We start from the raw sequence: 17,041 nt of genomic DNA on the forward strand, positions 1-17,041 counted from the left end.
GGCGTCGACGAGTACTTCGCCGAGTCGCTGCGTGCGTACGTCGAAGCAAACGACAGCGCGTCGCCGTGGCCGCGCGCCACCCGCGCGCGGCTGCGGCACATCGATCCCGGCATGCACGACTACGTCGAGATGCTCTTCGAAATCGAATTCGGCGAACGCCCAAACCTCGGAGACGTCGTCTCGATTTAGGAGCCCGACAGGCTCCTAGTGGACGCTTTGTACCTGCGAGAGGCTGACGGCTCCGGCGTTGTTGTTCCAGGCGCTGCGAATGTAGGAGATCACTTCGGCGATCTGCTGGTCGGAGATCTGTTTCTTCCACGCCGGCATGATGCCGCTATAGGCGTTGCCGTGCACGACGATCTTTCCTTCGAGTCCATTTTTGACGATCGCGATGACGGTGACCGGATTGCCGGTTACGACGGGATTGGCCGCCAACGGCGGAAAGGCGCCCGAGACGCCCTCTCCGCTGGTTTGGTGGCAGCTCGAGCAGTTTTCGAGGTAGACGGTTGCGCCGTCGCTCGCCGAGGCGGGATTCTGCGCGTCGGCAGCGGCCGACGCTGAGGCCGCAGCCTGCGTGCTCGCGTTATTCGAACCTTTGGCGCAGGCCGCAAGCGTCATCACGAGCGCAGCGGCGACCAAGAATCTCATTGCGTCCTCCGAGGACGGGCGCTGATCGCCCAGACGAGTGCCACAAGCAAGAAGTTCGCCAAGAGCGAGCTTCCGCCATACGAGACGAAGGGCAGCGTGATGCCGGTAAGCGGCAGCAGTCCGATCACGCCGCCGACGATGATCACCACTTGAAAGCCCAGCGTCGCGCCAAGCCCCGTGGCCAGCAGCTTCGAGTACAGATCCGGCTGTTCGAGCCCCGCAGCGAAGATGCGGCGCACCAAATCGAGGAAGATCGCCAGCACGACGATTGCGCCGACCGCGCCGAACTCTTCGGCGAACGCGGCGTACACGTAGTCGGTCGCGACGTCCGGAATGAAGTTCGGGTGCCCGAGCCGGTATCCGGTGCCGAGCAGGCCGCCCGCCGCAAGCGAATAGTAGGCCTGCGACGACTGATAGCCTGCGCCGTGCGGATCGGAGAACGGATTGAACCAGACGGCAATCCGGGAATTGACGTACGGATAGTGATGCACGGCCCAGAACGCACCCAGTGCGAAGAGCAGCGCGCCGAAGAGCACGATGTCCCAGCGGCGCGTCGCGACGTAGAGCATCGTCGCAAACGTCGCCAGCAGCAGCGTCGCCATTCCCAGATCGCGCTGCACGACCAAAATCGCCATCGACGCTCCCCAGCCGATGAAGAGCGGTCCCAAATACTTGAGGTTTGCGCGCAGCGACCACAGCCTCGCCTTGGCGATCACGTCCGCGGTTTCGGCGAGATACGCCGCAAGAAAGAGGACGATGAAAAGCTTGATCAGCTCGATCGGCTCGTACTGGACTGGACCCACCTTGATCCATAGACGCGCGCCGTTGATCTCCTGTCCGAACAGAATCAAGAGCAGGAAGAGCACGAGCGAGGCAACGACCCAGAGATATTTGAACGCGGCGAAGCGGCGGAAGTGCGTGAACGCGGGGCCCGCGATCATCGCGAGCCCCACCGAGACGAGCACCCAGAGCTGCTGGCGCGCGGCGAGATCCGGCGAGAGCCGCGCGACCATCGCGAGGCCCAGCGCCGAGAGCACGACGGCCAGCGCAGGCATAACGTCGTCGCGCCAACTTGACGAGGGCTGCCACAGCACCCACGCCAGCGCGAACGCGCCGAGAAGCGCGAGCATCCACGGGGGCCCGATCGTGTGGGGCGGAGCGTAGGAAAGAATGAGCGCGGCAACGGCCAGCGCGCCGGTCATCGGCGCGAACCGGCGGACGTTTGCGGCGATCAGTGCGCGAGGACCGCGGCTACGAGAAACCCGATGAGCGCCAACACCCGCAGCAGCGGCGCGAATCGCGAGCGCCGGCGGGCGCTCGCGCGCGGCTCCGCCGATGCCGCGTCCTCTTCGAAGCGCGCAACGAGAATCTGTTCGGCGGGTTCGCTTTCATCCAAGCGCGCCAACAACTCGCGGAGCTGCAATTCGCTCGCCACTCGGCGGCCGATCAGGACGATCGCGTCGCCCGGGACGAGGCGCGCGTTCGAGACGCTGACGTCGAGCGCCGGCGCGGTCGCAAAGGCGCGCGCCAGCACCGGAATCTGCGGGTCGTCGAGCCCGTCGTCGGCGCAGAGCGGAATGATTTCCCCATCGCGTGCGAGATAGGCCGCCGTCGCTCCGGCGTGGATCACGTAGGCGTAGCGCTGCACGACGACGACGGCGGTCACCGAGGCGGCGGCCGTTACGTAGTCGTCATGGCTCGCGGTGCACGCGTAGAGCGCGCCATTTACGCGGCCCATGATCGCCAGCATCGCCGTCGCCGCCGCCTGCGGGCGATCGATCGCGCGGCGAAAGCGGGGGCTGCGCATCCGGCGCTGGCACTCCAGGCGCAGGCGCGAGAGGAGTGCCGTCTCGGTCGGCATGCCGCCGATCTGTCCGAAGCCGCGGGCGACCGCGAGCAGCCACGTTCCCGGCCCGAGCTGCAGGCTCAGGCAGGAGGTCCGGTCGCCGCGTATCGCCAGCGTCATGCCGGCCGTACCGAGGTCACGACCATACGGGTCGTTCCGACGTCGATCTCGTCGCCCTCGCGCACCTCGATGGCCTCACCGATCCGGCGTCCGTTGAGGAAGGTCCCGTTGCGGCTCTTGCAGTCCTCGACGTAGATCGCCCCGTCATGACTGGAAAAACGCGCGTGCCGCCGGCTGACCTCCGGATCCTGCAGCGCGATCGCCGCGTCTTTCGCCCGCCCGATGTAGAAGGGCGGCCGGCCTTGCACGGGCCGCCGGGCGCGCCGCTCGATGATCTCGACGCCGAGCTGCATCGGCGAGATGCTGCCGATCTCGATCGCTACGCGCAGACGCGGCCGTGCCGCCAGCACCGCCACGACTGCCAGCGCCGCCGTTATCTCGAGCGACCCGATCCGCAGATTCACGCGTCTTCAAATCTCATTCGGGTATTTCCAAATCGCAGCTCGTCTCCATCCTGCAGCGATTCGACCCGGACCCGCCGTCCGTTGACGTAGGTTCCATTCGTCGAATCGAGATCGCGCACGACCGGCTCGCCCGCATCGAACTCAACGATGGCGTGCGCTCGAGAAACGCTCGGGTCGAGCAGTACGATCTCGCTGTCGTCGCCGCGTCCGACACGGGTCGTCCCCGTAATAGAGTATACCCCATCGACGGGCAGCCCTTTGATCATTCGGAGCGCAAACTGGGCGCTTGCTCTGGCGGCGTCGCCCACCTCGATTGCGATCGCGCCGAGCGGCACGCTCGGGCGCGCCGACATCGTCACGCGCGGCTCGCCGTCAACGAACGCGACGCCCACCTTCGCCGCGAGATCCCGCAGGAGGTCGATCCAAGCCTCTTCCAGGTACTCGCGGTGTTGCTCCAGACGTTCGAAGTCTGCGGGGCTCACGTAGACCGCGTAGGCGGAGGGCGCGCTGGGCCGGCCCTCTTCGCCGCGCGTCTGCGCCTCCATCGTGGCGACGAGCTTGCGCGCGATCTGCGCGGGCTCGACGTCGCTCGGGAAGCTCTTGGCGAACGTTCGCTCGATAAACTGCGCACACGCCTGTTCGATGCGCTCGAAGAAGCTCACGGCCGGCGCTCCAAGCGGGCGATGTAAAAGCCGTCGCGCCCGTTAAGGCCGGGGGGCACGAGAACGTCTCCAGCCTCCGTCAGCAGCCCCTTGTAGGCCGCGGGGATCAGGCCGCGCTCGAAGTTCTCTCGCGCCAAAAACCAATCAATCACTTCCGTCGTCTCGCGCGGGTCGACCGAACAGACCGCATAGACTAACGCTCCGCCGGGATAAACGTGACGCGCGATCTGTTGCAGCAGCGCCCGCTGCGTGGATGCAAGCCGTTCGCCGTCGGTGACCTGCTTCTTCCAGCGGGCCTCGGGCTGCCGTCCCACGATGCCCGTGCCCGAGCACGGCGCGTCGATCAGCGCCCGATCGAAGAAGCGGTCGGGCGGGAGCAGCGCTTGCGTCGCATCGCCGGTGACGATCGCCGCGATGACGTCCGCCCGCGCGAGCCGCTCCTCCAGCAGCTCGGCTTTGCGTTCGTCGCGCTCGATGCAGCAAAGCGTGCCCTCCCGCAGCAGACGCCCGCCGATCTGCAGGGCCTTGTTGCCGCGCCCGCTGCAGACGTCGAGGATCGCCTCGCCCGGCTGCGGATTCAGAATATCGACCGGCATCGCGGAGCTCTCCGATTGTTGCCACCAGCGGCCGTCGTCACGCAGCTCAGCCAGGCGTCCTCGCTCGACCAGCAGCGCCTCGGCAACGATTGGCGACGGGAAGGTCTCGACGCCGGCGGTCCGGAGCGCGGCGGCACCCGCCTCTGCATCGCCGCGTAACGCGTTCACGACGATCGCGCTCTTCGCGGGCTCGTCGACGGCCGCGCAGATCTCTTCGAGCCGCGCGCCAAAGAGGGTGCGCCACTGACGCACGAGCCAGGTCGGCAGCGAGTAGAGGGTCGCGAGGTATTCGTCTTCGTTTGCAAACGCGCCGCGCTGGGGCGCCGCGGGACGGTCGCGTAAGAAGCCCCGGAGCACCGCGTTGACGAGATTGGCCAGCCCCCGATGCCCGAAGCGTTTCGCCAGATTGACGAACTCGAAGACCGTCGCGTACTCGTCGGCCCGCGTATAGACGAGTTCGTAGATCGCCAGGCGCAGTATCTCGTGGATGACCGCGGGTATCGTCTTGACCCGGCCGGCGAGATAAAAGTCCAGCGCGCGCCGCATCTTGATCGCGCCGTAGGCCAGTTCCGCGGCGAAGGCAACGTCGCGTTCGCTCAAGCTGCCGCGGCGCACGCGATAATCGAAGGCGGCGTGGGCGGTGCGAGCCGGTCCGCAATCCTCAAAGACGTCGCGTACGACACGCAACGCTACTTCACGCGCGCCCACTGCGCCCCCGCGTGAAAGCTTCGCCGCTCATTTTTCCACGATTCGGTGCGATCAGCTCGTCGATGACGAGCCGGCCCGTCTCGTCGACGTGCGCCCGCAAAAGCTTGACGCTTTCGCCGTCGATCTCCGCTCGGGCGGCCGGCTGCGGCGAATAGGCGCGCACGGTGCGGGCGATTCGCTCCGCCGGCCAGTTCCAGTCGACGAGCAGATCGTCGCGTTCGATGAGCCGGGTGAGCGTCGGCTCGCCGCGCTGCGGCGCGGCGCGCAACTCGCCGCGCTCCGCCGCCCGCAGCGCCTCGCGCAATAGCTCGGCACCGGTCTGCGCGAGACGATCGTGCAGCTCGCCATAGGTCTCGTCGGGCCCGAGGTCGACCGCCTGCGCGGCGACGACGTCACCGGTGTCTAGGCCCGCATCCATCAGCATGATCGAAACGCCGGTCGTGCGTTCTCCGTGCAGGATCGCACTCTGAATCGGCGTCGCGCCACGGTATTTCGGCAGCAGCGACGGGTGCACGTTGAGCGCGCCCAAGCGCGGCAGCTCGAGCAGCGCCGGCGGCAGAATGCGCCCGTACGAGGCCAAGACGAACAGATCGAAGTCTTCGCCCGCTAGCTCCGCCGCAAACGCGCGCAGCCGCACCGGTTCGTAGACGCGCAAACCCAACTCGCGCGCCGCGCGTTTGACCGGACTCGGCTGCAAGCGCTGGCCTCGGCCGGCCGGCCGGTCCGGCGCGGTCACGACGCCGGCGCACTGCGTCTGCTGCGCGACGATGCGCAGGGTCGGCACCGCGAAGGCGCTGGTGCCGAAGAAGAGCGTCTTCAAGCCTCTGCGGCTTCTTTCTCCTCTTCGCTGACGGCCTCGCGCAGGTCGCGCGCCCGATCGATGTAGAGCGCGCCGTTGAGATGATCGACTTCGTGCTGAATGCACTGCGCGAGTAAGCCGTCGCCCTCGACTCGGATCTTCTCTCCGTTGCGATCCAAACCGCTGACCGCGGCGTGCTTGAAACGCACGATCTCACCGACCATCCCCGGCACCGATAGGCAGCCTTCGCGCAGCTCGACCTCTTCGTGCAGCGCCTCGATCTTCGGATTGATGATGACCACCGGTTCGTGCTCGTCGTCGTGCACGTCCATCACGAAGAGGCGCTTGGAAACGTTGACTTGCGGTGCAGCCAGACCGACGCCCGGCGCGGCGTACATCGTTTCGAACATATCGTCGATGAGCTGCTGAAAGAGCGGGTCGCCGAGCTCTTTGGGCGAGACTCGCTTGGCGACTTTGCGCAGCGTCGGATGGCCGTCGGTTAGGATTTCGCGGACATAGGGCATCGCGGGCGGCTATTCGCGATAAAGCCGCCCGCTACTCCGGCGCGTCTACGAACGCGCGCCCTATTTCCCCGTCCGGAAGGAGCTAACGAGAAAGTGCGGAGTACATCCGGTCCCGCCGTCGTTCCAGAAGAGGCTGACGGCTTGACTGGGACCGATGATATAGGTCGATCCGTACGGACCCGCTATCACCGATGCGTAGTAGACCGGATTAGGGTAGGACGGTTTCGCATGCTGTGGTGGGATCTTCGACTCGCTTATTCCGGTGAACGGGCCGGTAAAGGTCTGGCCCCCGTTCGCTTGCGCCAGCAGGAAATTGAACGAGTTGCTGGGCGGAAGCTGACCTTTCGTGGAGACGTAGATATTCCCGAGCGCCTTCGGAGCGTTCTTCGAGTTCGGGATGGGATAGAGCACTTCGAGGTGGCTCGAGGTGGGAGGACCACCGCAGTTCGATCCGGTTCCCGGAGGCGGAGTATTGATGCTGTTTCCGCCATTGCACGCGGTCAGGACGGCGGCAATAGTGAGAACGACGGCAGCAGTCAGCGACTGTTTCATAGATGCAGAATCCGCTTCGCGACGCGCGGACCCTCCCTGGGCTAATGGGAATTGTCTTAGAGAATGTACCCCGAAAGGTCGGCGTTCTCTACAACGTCGGCCAGGCGCTTACGCACGTACTCGCTATCGACGACTACGGTGCCGCCCTCTTCGGGCGCCTCGAAGCTGACGTCCTCGAGCATCCGCTCGAGCACCGTATGCAGACGCCTGGCGCCGATGTTCTCGGTCTGCTCGTTAACCCGCATCGCAAAGTTGGCGAGCTGCTCGATCGCGTCGTCGCGGAAATCCAGCGAGACGCCGTCGGTAGCGAGCAACGCCTTGTATTGTTCCACGAGCGCATTTTTTGGCTGCGTCAAAATCGTCTTGAAGTCGGCCGCGGTAAGGGAATCGAGCTCGACCCGAATCGGCAGACGCCCTTGCAGTTCCGGAATGAGGTCCGACGGCTTGCTCATGTGGAACGCGCCCGCCGCGATGAAGAGCACGTGATCGGTTTTGATCGGGCCGTGCTTCGTGTTGACCGTCGAGCCTTCGACGATCGGCAGGATATCGCGCTGGACGCCCTCGCGTGAAACGTCGGGGCCGCCGCGCTGCTGCGAGCCGGCGGCAACCTTATCGATCTCATCGATGAAGATGATGCCGTCCTCGGCGGCGCGGCGCAGCGCTTCGCGTTTGACGGCGTCGCTGTCGATCAGCTTTGCGGCCTCTTCCTGCTCGAAGATGCGCAGCGCTTCCGCCACGGTCACTCGCTTCTTCGTGCGACGCTTAGGAAGGATGCCGCCGAGCATCTCGCCGAGGTCGCCGCCCTGGTCCATCCCGCCGCCGATGACGCCGATCGGCAGGCTCGGCGTCTCTTCGACTTCGATCTCGATAAGCCGCACGTTGTAGAAGCCGCGCTCGATCTCGCCGCGCGTCTGATCGCGCACGCGCTGCGCGTCCGGGGACAGCGCAGCCCCCGCGCCGGGCGGCTGCTGCTGCGCATAGTTGCTGCCGAAGATCGAACCAAGGGCTGCGCCGAGGGGGCCGCCGCCCGCCGCGCTTCCCGGGGGTCGCGTCTCGGGGTGCAGCACGTCGATCACGCGTTCGACGGCGTGATGTGCCGCCATATCGCGAACCTCGTCGCGCCGTTCGTCGGTAACCGTGCGAATCGCCGCTTCCACCAAATCGCGTACCATCGATTCCACGTCGCGCCCGACGTAGCCGACCTCGGTATACTTCGTTGCCTCGACCTTGATGAACGGCGCGCCGACGAGCGCGGCGAGCCGCCGCGCGATCTCGGTTTTGCCGACGCCGGTTGGCCCGATCATCAAGATGTTCTTCGGAGTGATCTCTTCGCGCAGGTCTTCGCGAGCGCGCGCCCGGCGATACCGATTTCGCAGCGCGATTGCCACGGCGCGCTTCGCCTTCCCTTGGCCGACGATGTACTTATCGAGCTCGGCGACGATCTGGCGAGGCGTCAGCGTTGTGGGATCGAGCGTCGTCGCGAGCATCCCGGTCATGGCAGCGTCTCCACGGTGATGTCGGAGTTGGTGTAAATGCAGATCTCCGAGGCGATCTCGAGCCCTTTGCGCGCGATCTCGGCGGCAGAGAGTTCGGTGTTGCGCAGCAGCGCCGACCCGGCGGCCTGCGCGTAGGGGCCGCCGCTGCCGATCGCGGCAATGCCCTCATCGGGCTCGATGACGTCGCCGGTACCCGAGAGCAAAAATAGGTGCTCGGGGTTTCCGACGATCATCAGCGCCTCGAGGCGCCGCAGCGCCCGGTCCTGGCGCCAGTCTTTGGCGAGCTCGACCGCCGCTCGCGTGATGTCTTTGAACTCGGCAAACTTCCCTTCGAACTTTTCGAGCAGCGTGATGCCGTCGGCGGCCGAGCCGGCGAAGCCGGCGAGGACCTTGCCGCCGCTGACCTTGCGCACCTTGCGCGCACCGTGCTTGACGATCGTCTTGTCGAGCGTGACTTGGCCGTCACCGGCGATCGCGAGCTTCCCGTCGCGCCGTACGGCTAAAATGGTCGTTGAACGTAACATTCGCTTTTTTCAGTACCCCGCGGGCGCCGCGACGGTTTCAGCCGCGAAGCGTTCGATCGCCTCGAGCGCGCGCTCGGCCGCGATCCGGCGCCGCTCCCGCTTGCCCAGCTTCCCCCCGGTCTCAGCGGCAGGGAAAGCCCCCCACGTCACGTTCGAGGGCTGAAAATCGGGGGTGTGCCGGTTCTGTAAGTGCGCGACAACGGCGCCGAAGGCCGTTTCCCGCGGGAACTCGACCGGCGGCAGACCGAGGATCTGGCGCGCGGCCGCGATGCCGGTCATCGCGCCGCAGGCCGCCGCTTCGACGTATCCCTCGGCGCCGGTGATCTGCCCGGCAAAATAGAGCGCCCGCGTTCCGTTCAGCCGCAGGCGTTCGTCGAGCAGCCGGGGCGAGTCGATGAACGTGTTGCGGTGCATCACGCCGAGCCGCAGCCACTCTGCGTTTGCCAAACCGGGGAGCCTTCCGAAGGCCTCGCGCTGCGCGGGCCACGCGAGCCGCGTCTGAAAGCCGACGAGGTTGTAGGCCGTCCCTTCCGCATTCTCTTTGCGCAGCTGCACGACCGCAAAGGGCGCCCGGCCGGTGCGCGGATCGCGCAGGCCGACGGGTTTGAGCGGGCCGAAGCGAAGCACGTCGTCGCCGCGGTCGGCCATCTCTTCGACCGGCAGGCAGCCCTCGAAATAACGCGTCTCCTCAAAACTCTTCGCCGCGTGCCGCTCGAGCGTGCGTAAATCGGCGAGCAGCTGCGCGTACTCCGCGCGATCCAGCGGAATGTTGAGGTAGTCATCGCCGGCGCCTTTGTCGTAGCGCGACTGCCGGAACATCGCGGTTTCGTCGAGCGAATCGGCGGCAACGATCGGCGAAGCCGCATCGTAGTAATAGAGCCTTCCGCCGCCGAGCAGCGCATCCAAGCTCGCCAAGAATTCTTCGCTCGGCAGCGGTCCGCAGGCGACGATCGCCGGTCGATCGAGCGGAATCGCGCCGAACTCTTCCCGCCGCAGCGCGATGCGCGACTCGCCGTCGATACGCGCCTGCACCGCTGCGGCAAAGCGCGCGCGGTCGACGGCGAGCGCGCCGCCCGCCGGCACGGCGTTCTCACGCGCCGCGATTACTATCAGCGAGCCCATGCGTGCCAGCTCTTCCTTAAGCAAGCCGACGGCGTTCTCCAACGCGGCGCCGCGAAACGAATTGCTGCAGACGAGTTCCGCGAGCGCACCGGTCGTGTGCGCCGGGCCGCTGCGTTGCGGCCGCATCTCGTAGAGGTCGACCTCGACGCCGAGCCGTGCGGCCTGCCACGCCGCCTCACACCCGGCGAGGCCGCCCCCAATAACCGTCAACCGTTCCAAGCTCAAGCGAATTCTGCCCCCCGCGAAGCTGCTGTAGTGTCTACACTAGACCAGCGCGGGCTCTTCCTTGACCTCGTGCTGACGATCGGCCGCGCATTCGAGCTGCGTAACCCCGCCGCGCCGCGTCTTCGACACGACGTGGGAGTTGCAGACCGGGCAGCGCTGCGATACGACGGCGTCCCACGAAATGAAATCACACTTCGGATAGGTCGCGCACCCGTAAAACGTGCGCCCTTTTTTCGAGCGCCGCTCGACGATCGCGCCGCCGCACTTCGGACAAGCGACGCCGGTCTCTTTGACGATCGGCTTTGCCGTCTTACATTCGGGATATCCGGTGCACGAGATGAAGCGCCCGAAACGCCCGGTCTTGATGACCATCGGCCGGCCGCAGTTCGGGCAGATCTCGTCGGTCGGTTCGTCGCGCAGCTCAAGGCGCGGCAGCCGTTTCTCGGCCTCTTCCAGCTCGGTCTCGAAGGGAGCGTAGAAGCGGCGTAAGAGCGCGACCCAGTCCTCGAGCCCGTCGGCGACCTTGTCGAGATCGCCCTCCATCTGCGCGGTGAACTTGAGGTTGAGGATCTTCGGGAAATGATCGACGAGCAGGTCGTTGACCGCGGTGCCGATCTCGGTCGGCATAAAGCGCCGCTCTTGCTGCGTCACATACCCGCGGGCTTGGATCGTCTCGACGATCGTCGAGTAGGTCGACGGCCGGCCGATGCCGTTGTCTTCGAGCGCCTTGACGAGCGCGGCCTCGCTGTAGCGCGGCGGCGGCTCGGTGAAGTGCTGCTTCGGTTCCAGCTTGCGGCAATCGAGCGTCTCGCCTTCGTGCAGCTCGGGTAGCCGGACGCGTCCCTTGGCGCTGCCTTCGTCGTCTTTGCCTTCCTCATAAACGCGGGTGAAGCCGGCAAACCGCATCACCGTTCCGGTGGCGCGAAAGCCGTATTCGTGAGCGCTGACGTCGACGACCGTTTGGTCGAATACCGCCGCCGACATCTGCGAGGCGACGAAACGCTCCCAGATCATCGTATAAAGCCGCAGCTCGTCGCGTTTGAGTACCTGCGCCAAGCTCGCCGGCGTCCGGTGGATCGAGGTTGGCCGAATCGCTTCGTGCGCATCTTGGGCGCCCTCGCGGACCCGGTGGACGCGGCCGCCGTGGAATGCCTCACCGTACTCCGATACGATGAACTCGCGCGCCGAATCGCGCGCCAGATCGCTGATCCGCGTCGAGTCGGTACGCATGTAGGTGATCAAGCCGACGGTGCCGTCGCTGCCGCCGAGATCGAGCCCCTCGTAGAGACTCTGCGCCACTTGCATCGCGCGCCGTACCCGCATCCGCAGCTTGCGCGATGCCTCTTGCTGGAGCGTTGAGGTCGTAAACGGCGCCGGAGCCTGCCGGCGCACTTCGCGCTTCTTGATGCCGGCGATGCGATAGGCGGCGCCGTCGAGCGCTTGCAGGACGCTCTCGGTCTCGGCCTGCGTATGGAGCTCGAGCTTTTCGCCGTGGTGCGAAACGAGGTCGGCGGAAAACGGCATTTCGGGATCGCTCTCGCCGGCCAGCAGCGCCGTGAGGCTCCAGTACTCTTTAGGTACGAAGGCCGCGATCTCGCGCTCGCGATCGACGATCAGCTTCACGGCGACCGATTGCACGCGGCCGGCCGAGAGGCCGCCGCGCACCTTCGCCCACAGCAGCGGCGAGATTTTGTAGCCGACGAGCCGGTCGAGAATGCGCCGTGCCTGTTGAGCGTTGACGCGGTTGAGGTCGATGTGATGCGGCTCTTTGAGCGCCGCCATCGCTGCCTCTTTGGTGATCTCGTGGAGCTCGATCCGCTTGGGATCGGCAAGTTTGAGCAATTCCGCGAGATGCCAGGCGATCGCCTCGCCCTCGCGGTCGGGGTCGGTTGCGAGGAAAACGTCGCTCGCGCTTTTGACCGCGCCCCGCAACTCTTTGATGACGTCGCCCTTACCCTTGATCGTGAGGTAGCGCGGCGCGAAACCGTTCTCGACGTCGACGCCCAGCGTACTCTTCGGAAGATCGCGCACGTGCCCCACCGAGGCCTTCACCGCATAACGCGGGAGAAACTTCTTGATCGTCCGAGCCTTTGTCGGCGACTCGACGATGATCAGGGGCTTTTTCACGGGCCTTAGTATACCGCCGGGGTCAAGGCCTCGCAAATTTTAGCCGTTTTTCGTCGCCGGTTCTCGCGCATCGTTGCACACGCGCGCACGCGAATTTGCATGATTCGTAAAAATCCTCTATGATGCGTGCAAAGCGCTGGAAAAAAAGCGCTGTCCACTAACGCTTATCGTCCCGGGGGGACGAGGAGGAATGAATGGACTCAGATACCCCGATGAACGGCGGCGCGACGCCCGAAGCTCCCAAGCCGCGTCGTAAAGCACGTCGCCGTAAGGCCGTTGCCGCCGTCGCACTTGCGAAGAAGGCGACGAACGGCCGTAAAAAAGCGGCCCGCAAGAAAGTTGCCCGCAAGGCCGTCCGCAAAGCGGTCCGCAAGGCCGTCCGCAAGGCCGTCCGCAAAGCGGTTCGCAAGGGCGCGCGCAAGGTCCGTAAGGCCGTGCGCAAGGGCGCGCGTAAAGCCCGTAAAGGCGCGCGCAAGGGCGTGCGCAAGGCCCGCAAGGGCGCGCGCAAGGTCCGTAAGGGCGCGCGCAAGGTCCGTAAGGCCGTGCGCAAGGGCGCGCGTAAGGCGCGCAAGACCACGCGCAAAGGCGTGCGTAAGGCCCGCAAGACCGTACGCCGTAAGGGCGTGCGGAAAGCGGTCCGCAAGGCAGCGCGCAAGGGCGGACGCAAGAAAAAAGCTTAGCCTGAGCGGTTAAGAGAGAATGATGGGCGATCGCGATGCGGTCGCCCGTTTTTCTTTGCTAGAAGAGGCTCCTAAGGAACGGAGACCAGCTCGGGCGCTTTGCCGCCGTGCTCCTCGACCCAGTGGCACGCGGCGAAATGCCCCGGCGCGTACTCGCGCAGCGGCGGCTCCTCGATCTTGCAGCGCTCGAACGCAACCGGACAGCGCGTGTGAAAGCGGCATCCCGGCGGCGGGTTGACCGGCGACGGGATGTCTCCAGTGAGCACGATGCGTTTGCGCCGTTTTTCGAGCACCGGGTCGGGAATCGGAATCGCCGAGAGCAGCGCCTGGGTGTACGGATGCATCGGCCGCTCGTAGAGGGCGTCGCGGTCGGCCAGCTCGACGATCTTGCCGACGTACATCACGGCGACCCGCGTCGAGATGTGCCGCACGACCGAAAGGTCGTGAGCGATGAACAGGTAGGTCAGCTTGAATTTCTTCTGGAGATCCTCGAGCAGGTTGATGACCTGCGCCTGAATCGAGACGTCGAGCGCCGAGACCGGTTCGTCGCAGACGATGAACCGCGGATCGACGGCGAGCGCGCGCGCGACCCCGACGCGCTGGCGCTGCCCGCCGGAGAACTCGTGCGGATAACGGTTCGCGTGGTATGGCTGAAGCCCGACGAGTGAGAGGAGTTCTTGAACGCGCTCGTCTACGGCCTTACCCGACGCGATGCCGTGAATTCGCAGCGGCTCGGCAATGATCTCGCCGATCGACATCCGCGGATTGAGCGAAGCGAAAGGGTCCTGGAAGATGATCTGAATCGAGCGTCGCAGGCGGCGTATCTCGTTCCGGTTCATCGCCAGGACGTCGCGACTTTCGAAGATGATCTCGCCCTTGGTCGCCGGCAGGAGGCGCAAGAGCAGCCGCCCGATCGTGGTCTTGCCGGAGCCGGATTCGCCGACCAACCCCAGCGTTTCGCCCTCTTCGATCCGAAAGCTCACACCGTCGACCGCGCGGACATCGGCGACGTGGCGCGACATCAATCCAGCATGGATTGGGAAGTACTTGAAGAGATCCTTGACCTCGATGAGAGAGCCGTTGTTCACGCGCTGCCGGCCGGAATAATGGGAAGGCCGCGCTGGCTTTCGGGGCGCTGGTCGCGCGCACGCTCGTCGTAGAGGAAGCAGCGCGCCACGTGCCCGCCGCCGAAGTCGTAGAGCGGAACCGGCTCGGCGCAGATCGGCATCGTGTAGGCGCAGCGCGGCGCGAAAGCGCAGCCCGGCGGCAGCCGTAAGAGATTCGGCGGCTGTCCGGCGATCGGAACCAGACGTTTGTTCTGATCGAGCCTCGGCAGCGACGACAGCAGCCCCTGCGTGTAGGGCATGCGCGGCTCGGCAAAGATCTGCTCGGCGGTCCCGTACTCAACCATGTTGCCGCCGTACATCACGAGCACGTTCCGGCAGAACTCGGCGACGACCCCAAGGTCGTGCGTGATCAGAATGATGGCCGCGCCGGTCTCGCGCTGCAGCTCGTCCATCAGCTCGAGCACTTGGGCCTGGATCGTAACGTCGAGCGCGGTCGTCGGCTCGTCGGCGATGAGCAGCTCCGGATTGCACGAAAGCGCCATAGCGATCATCACCCGCTGACGCATTCCGCCCGAGAACTGATGCGGATAGTCGCCGAGCCGCTTTTCGGCCAGCGGAATGCGAACCTTGCGCAGCATGTCGATGGCGCGCTCGCGCGCTTCCCGCTGGTCGACGCCGAAGTGGAGGCGCACCGCTTCGGCGATCTGCTCGCCGATCGTGAGCACCGGATTGAGCGAGGTCATGGGATCTTGGAAAATCATCGCGATCCGCCGGCCGCGAATCGCGCGCATCTCCGCTTCGCTCTTATCCGGCAGGCTTTCGCCGTGCAGGGCGATGCGTTCGGCCGTAACGGTCGCGGTCCGCGGCAACAGCCGCATGATCGAGAGCGCGGTTACGGATTTTCCAGAGCCGGACTCTCCAACGATACCGAGCGTTTCGCCGGCTTCCAGCGAAAACGAGAGACCGTTGACCGCAGTTACGGGGCCGTCTTCGGTGCGAAACGTCGTCCGAAGGTTGCGGACTTCGAGCAGCTGCACGGAGTCGCTTAGGGCCTCAAATACCGGTCAGCGAGAGAAAGAAGGCGACGACCACGAACGTCACGGCGGCGATGCCGGTCCACCGTTTGAGCTGCTCGTCGGCGCCGAGCCGCCCGCGATAGGCCGTCTCGACGCGTCCGCCGATCGTTCCCGTCAGACCCTCTTGCTTGGTCGTCTGAACCGCCAGCAGCGCGATCATGGCGACCGCGGCGACGATGAAGATCCCGGCAAGCGTGTGCGTCAGCCACGGCGCGTGCAGCGCAATCGGTGTCTGCTGCATTGGTTGGGGCGGCGCGATCGGCGCGTTCAGCGGAACTGCCCCCCGGGGCAAGGTCGTAGCCGCGGCCGATGGTACGGCCCTGGCAGCCGCGGTAGCGGCTAAGAAAACTAGATTCAACGGACTTTCTCTTCCTTAATATCGGGATTGCGGCATCTTCACTACGACCGCAGGCCTCGAGCCGCCTGCACGAGTAGGCAAGGGGGAGTGCCGGAATCCGAGAGCCGCGCCGATCACGTCTCAGCCGTCGTTCCGATCAGGAACCGGCGCGTTTGGCGCGATTTGGCGCGGATTTTGTCGACGATCTTCAACCCGTTTCTGACGGCCCTGGCGCTCTTCGTGATCCTCGCCCACATAGGGGCCAAGGATACGCTGGACTTCTGGCGCCTGCTCTTCGTTTCGACCTTCTTCGTCTCGATCGGGCCGATGCTCTACGTCTTCTGGCTCTACGCGACCGACCGCATCTCCGATCTCGACATGTCGGTGCGAGCCGAACGGGAGTTGGTCTTCAGCGCCTTCGTCATCTTCGACGTGCTTGGCGCGATCGCGCTTTGGATCGTGCACGCGCCGCGGCTGATGATCGCGGCGACGCTCGGCTACCTCGTTTCGACCCTGATCGTGCAGTACATCACGCGCTATTGGAAGATCAGCACGCACGCGATCGGCATCACGGCGCCGCTCGCGGCGCTGACGCTGATCTACGCCAGACAGCCGCTCCCGTTCATGGTGCTGATCCCCATGGTCTGCTGGGCGCGCGTCTATCTCAAAGCACACACGATCATGCAGGTTCTGGCCGGCGCGGCGCTCGCGATCTGCACGACCGCCTTCTTCTTCTCGATGTTCCACGTCGGCTTGCTCTCCGTAAAGTAGCCGCGCCCCTTAGCGCTTCGCCGTAAACCGCGCGACGTTGCGCAGAAACGCCGCTTTGTCGCCGCTGGTGAGGTACTCGGTCGTCCCTCGCCCCTGGGCGCGTTCGCCAAGGAGCGCCGCCGCGCGCTCGGCCTGCACGATTGCCGGATCGACGAGCGTCACGCTATCGCCGAGAACGGCGCGAAAGTGCTGCTCGAGCACCGGGTAGTGCGTGCAGCCGAAGACGAGCGCATCGAGGTCGTGCGGCAGGTGCGCGCAGACCTCGGCGACCGCCGCTCGCGCCTCGTCTCCCTCGACGCTGCCCGCTTCGACGAGCGGAACGAGCGCCGGCGCCGGCACCTCGACGACATCGATCCCTCCGACCTTCGCACGAATCGTGCGTCCGTAGGATCCGGCGCCGACCGTCGCCGCCGTCGCGACGACGCCCGCGCGCCGGAAGCCGCCGCGCTGCACCGCGATCGCCGCCGATTCGATCAGGTCGAGGACCGGCGCGCGGCTGCCCGGCCAGCCGTAGCGCTCCGCTACCGCGCACGAGGTATTGCAAGCCGTGACGATGGCGTCGACGCCTCGCGCGTCGAGCCGTTCGAGGTTGGCCGCGACGAGTTCGAGCAGTTCCGCGTGCGTGCGATCGCCGTACGGAACGTTCGCCTGGTCCGCGAAAAAGAGGACGTCGGCCGAAGGCATCCGCTCGCGAATGCGTGCGAGAACCGTGAGCCCGCCGAGGCCCGAATCGAAGAGTCCGATCACGCCCAGAGTT

Annotated in this window: 20 protein-coding genes; 3 read left to right on the forward strand and 17 right to left on the reverse strand. The window is 65.7% G+C overall.

The annotated features are described in order from the left end of the window. Nucleotides 1-189: hypothetical protein (locus VGG51_01645; GenBank protein ID HEY1881728.1), on the forward strand; the 189-nt coding region annotated here is incomplete at its 5' end. 15 nt (nt 190-204) lie between these two features. On the opposite strand, the gene VGG51_01650 is transcribed toward VGG51_01645, so the two are convergent. Genes VGG51_01650 through topA form a run of 13 tightly spaced genes read right to left on the reverse strand, consistent with a single transcriptional unit; the run spans nt 205 to nt 12,353 of the window. Then, complete coding sequence (locus VGG51_01650) at nt 205-648, reverse strand: cytochrome c (protein HEY1881729.1); 444 nt, start codon at nt 646-648, stop codon at nt 205-207. After that, nucleotides 645-1,850, reverse strand: a complete 1,206-nt coding sequence (locus VGG51_01655; GenBank protein ID HEY1881730.1) for an FtsW/RodA/SpoVE family cell cycle protein — start codon at nt 1,848-1,850, stop codon at nt 645-647. The genes VGG51_01650 and VGG51_01655 overlap by 4 nt, the downstream gene beginning before the upstream one ends. A 29-nt stretch (nt 1,851-1,879) precedes the next feature. Next, complete coding sequence (locus VGG51_01660) at nt 1,880-2,614, reverse strand: hypothetical protein (GenBank protein HEY1881731.1); 735 nt, start codon at nt 2,612-2,614, stop codon at nt 1,880-1,882. Beyond that, entirely contained in the window at nt 2,611-3,018 is a 408-nt protein-coding gene (locus VGG51_01665) for an FHA domain-containing protein (GenBank protein HEY1881732.1), read from the reverse strand. The genes VGG51_01660 and VGG51_01665 overlap by 4 nt, the downstream gene beginning before the upstream one ends. Further along, nucleotides 3,015-3,680 (reverse strand): FhaA domain-containing protein, encoded by a 666-nt coding sequence (locus VGG51_01670; protein HEY1881733.1) that lies wholly within the window; start codon nt 3,678-3,680, stop codon nt 3,015-3,017. The genes VGG51_01665 and VGG51_01670 overlap by 4 nt, the downstream gene beginning before the upstream one ends. Next, nucleotides 3,677-4,963, reverse strand: coding sequence for a transcription antitermination factor NusB (locus VGG51_01675; protein HEY1881734.1), 1,287 nt, complete (start codon nt 4,961-4,963; stop codon nt 3,677-3,679). The genes VGG51_01670 and VGG51_01675 overlap by 4 nt, the downstream gene beginning before the upstream one ends. A gap of 7 nt (nt 4,964-4,970) precedes the next feature. Further along, nucleotides 4,971-5,804, reverse strand: a complete 834-nt coding sequence (gene fmt, locus VGG51_01680) for a methionyl-tRNA formyltransferase (GenBank protein HEY1881735.1) — start codon at nt 5,802-5,804, stop codon at nt 4,971-4,973. Further along, nucleotides 5,801-6,307 (reverse strand): peptide deformylase, encoded by a 507-nt coding sequence (gene def / locus VGG51_01685; protein ID HEY1881736.1) that lies wholly within the window; start codon nt 6,305-6,307, stop codon nt 5,801-5,803. Before def ends, fmt begins: the two co-directional genes overlap by 4 nt. 60 nt (nt 6,308-6,367) lie before the next feature. Then, the gene (locus VGG51_01690; protein HEY1881737.1) at nt 6,368-6,859 is read right to left on the reverse strand and encodes a hypothetical protein; all 492 of its coding nucleotides are present in this window, start codon (nt 6,857-6,859) and stop codon (nt 6,368-6,370) included. A gap of 56 nt (nt 6,860-6,915) precedes the next feature. Continuing rightward, complete coding sequence (gene hslU / locus VGG51_01695; protein HEY1881738.1) at nt 6,916-8,355, reverse strand: ATP-dependent protease ATPase subunit HslU; 1,440 nt, start codon at nt 8,353-8,355, stop codon at nt 6,916-6,918. Further along, nucleotides 8,352-8,879 carry an ATP-dependent protease subunit HslV gene (gene hslV / locus VGG51_01700; protein ID HEY1881739.1) on the reverse strand — a complete coding sequence of 176 codons (528 nt, stop codon included), beginning with the start codon at nt 8,877-8,879 and terminating at the stop codon, nt 8,352-8,354. The genes hslU and hslV overlap by 4 nt, the downstream gene beginning before the upstream one ends. 9 nt (nt 8,880-8,888) lie before the next feature. Further along, on the reverse strand, nt 8,889-10,226 hold the full coding sequence (gene trmFO, locus VGG51_01705; protein ID HEY1881740.1) for a methylenetetrahydrofolate--tRNA-(uracil(54)-C(5))-methyltransferase (FADH(2)-oxidizing) TrmFO: 1,338 nt from the start codon (nt 10,224-10,226) through the stop codon (nt 8,889-8,891). Nucleotides 10,227-10,265: 39 nt separating this feature from the next. Next, on the reverse strand, nt 10,266-12,353 hold the full coding sequence (topA, locus tag VGG51_01710) for a type I DNA topoisomerase (GenBank protein ID HEY1881741.1): 2,088 nt from the start codon (nt 12,351-12,353) through the stop codon (nt 10,266-10,268). Between the two features lie 194 nt (nt 12,354-12,547). Here topA and VGG51_01715 point away from each other — a divergent pair, with 194 nt between their 5' ends. Beyond that, on the forward strand, nt 12,548-13,033 hold the full coding sequence (locus VGG51_01715) for a hypothetical protein (protein HEY1881742.1): 486 nt from the start codon (nt 12,548-12,550) through the stop codon (nt 13,031-13,033). 71 nt (nt 13,034-13,104) lie between these two features. On the opposite strand, the gene VGG51_01720 is transcribed toward VGG51_01715, so the two are convergent. Genes VGG51_01720 through secG form a run of 3 tightly spaced genes read right to left on the reverse strand, consistent with a single transcriptional unit; the run spans nt 13,105 to nt 15,417 of the window. After that, complete coding sequence (locus VGG51_01720; GenBank protein ID HEY1881743.1) at nt 13,105-14,121, reverse strand: dipeptide ABC transporter ATP-binding protein; 1,017 nt, start codon at nt 14,119-14,121, stop codon at nt 13,105-13,107. Further along, nucleotides 14,118-15,137, reverse strand: a complete 1,020-nt coding sequence (locus VGG51_01725) for an ABC transporter ATP-binding protein (protein ID HEY1881744.1) — start codon at nt 15,135-15,137, stop codon at nt 14,118-14,120. The genes VGG51_01720 and VGG51_01725 overlap by 4 nt, the downstream gene beginning before the upstream one ends. A gap of 16 nt (nt 15,138-15,153) precedes the next feature. Next, nucleotides 15,154-15,417, reverse strand: coding sequence for a preprotein translocase subunit SecG (gene secG, locus VGG51_01730; protein ID HEY1881745.1), 264 nt, complete (start codon nt 15,415-15,417; stop codon nt 15,154-15,156). A 204-nt stretch (nt 15,418-15,621) separates the two neighbouring features. Here secG and VGG51_01735 point away from each other — a divergent pair, with 204 nt between their 5' ends. Next, the gene (locus VGG51_01735) at nt 15,622-16,284 is read left to right on the forward strand and encodes a phosphatase PAP2 family protein (protein HEY1881746.1); all 663 of its coding nucleotides are present in this window, start codon (nt 15,622-15,624) and stop codon (nt 16,282-16,284) included. A 9-nt stretch (nt 16,285-16,293) separates the two neighbouring features. Here the strand turns inward: VGG51_01735 and murI are convergent, their stop codons facing one another. After that, nucleotides 16,294-17,031: a glutamate racemase gene (gene murI, locus VGG51_01740; protein ID HEY1881747.1), complete on the reverse strand. Its 738-nt coding sequence runs from the start codon at nt 17,029-17,031 to the stop codon at nt 16,294-16,296. Between the last annotated feature and the right edge of the window lie 10 nt (nt 17,032-17,041).

The sequence above is a fragment of the Candidatus Cybelea sp. genome (assembly GCA_036489315.1).
Lineage (GTDB): Bacteria > Vulcanimicrobiota > Vulcanimicrobiia > Vulcanimicrobiales > Vulcanimicrobiaceae > Cybelea.

Coding starts and splice junctions, on each gene's coding strand:
- VGG51_01650 (HEY1881729.1), bottom strand. CDS start 648: ATGAGATTCTTGGTCGCCGCTGCGCTCGTGATGACGCTTGCGGCCTGC.
- secG (HEY1881745.1), bottom strand. CDS start 15,417: ATGCAGCAGACACCGATTGCGCTGCACGCGCCGTGGCTGACGCACACG.
- hslV (HEY1881739.1), bottom strand. CDS start 8,879: ATGTTACGTTCAACGACCATTTTAGCCGTACGGCGCGACGGGAAGCTC.
- VGG51_01655 (HEY1881730.1), bottom strand. CDS start 1,850: ATGACCGGCGCGCTGGCCGTTGCCGCGCTCATTCTTTCCTACGCTCCG.
- VGG51_01690 (HEY1881737.1), bottom strand. CDS start 6,859: ATGAAACAGTCGCTGACTGCTGCCGTCGTTCTCACTATTGCCGCCGTC.
- VGG51_01660 (HEY1881731.1), bottom strand. CDS start 2,614: ATGACGCTGGCGATACGCGGCGACCGGACCTCCTGCCTGAGCCTGCAG.
- def (HEY1881736.1), bottom strand. CDS start 6,307: ATGCCCTATGTCCGCGAAATCCTAACCGACGGCCATCCGACGCTGCGC.
- VGG51_01715 (HEY1881742.1), top strand. CDS start 12,548: ATGGACTCAGATACCCCGATGAACGGCGGCGCGACGCCCGAAGCTCCC.
- hslU (HEY1881738.1), bottom strand. CDS start 8,355: ATGACCGGGATGCTCGCGACGACGCTCGATCCCACAACGCTGACGCCT.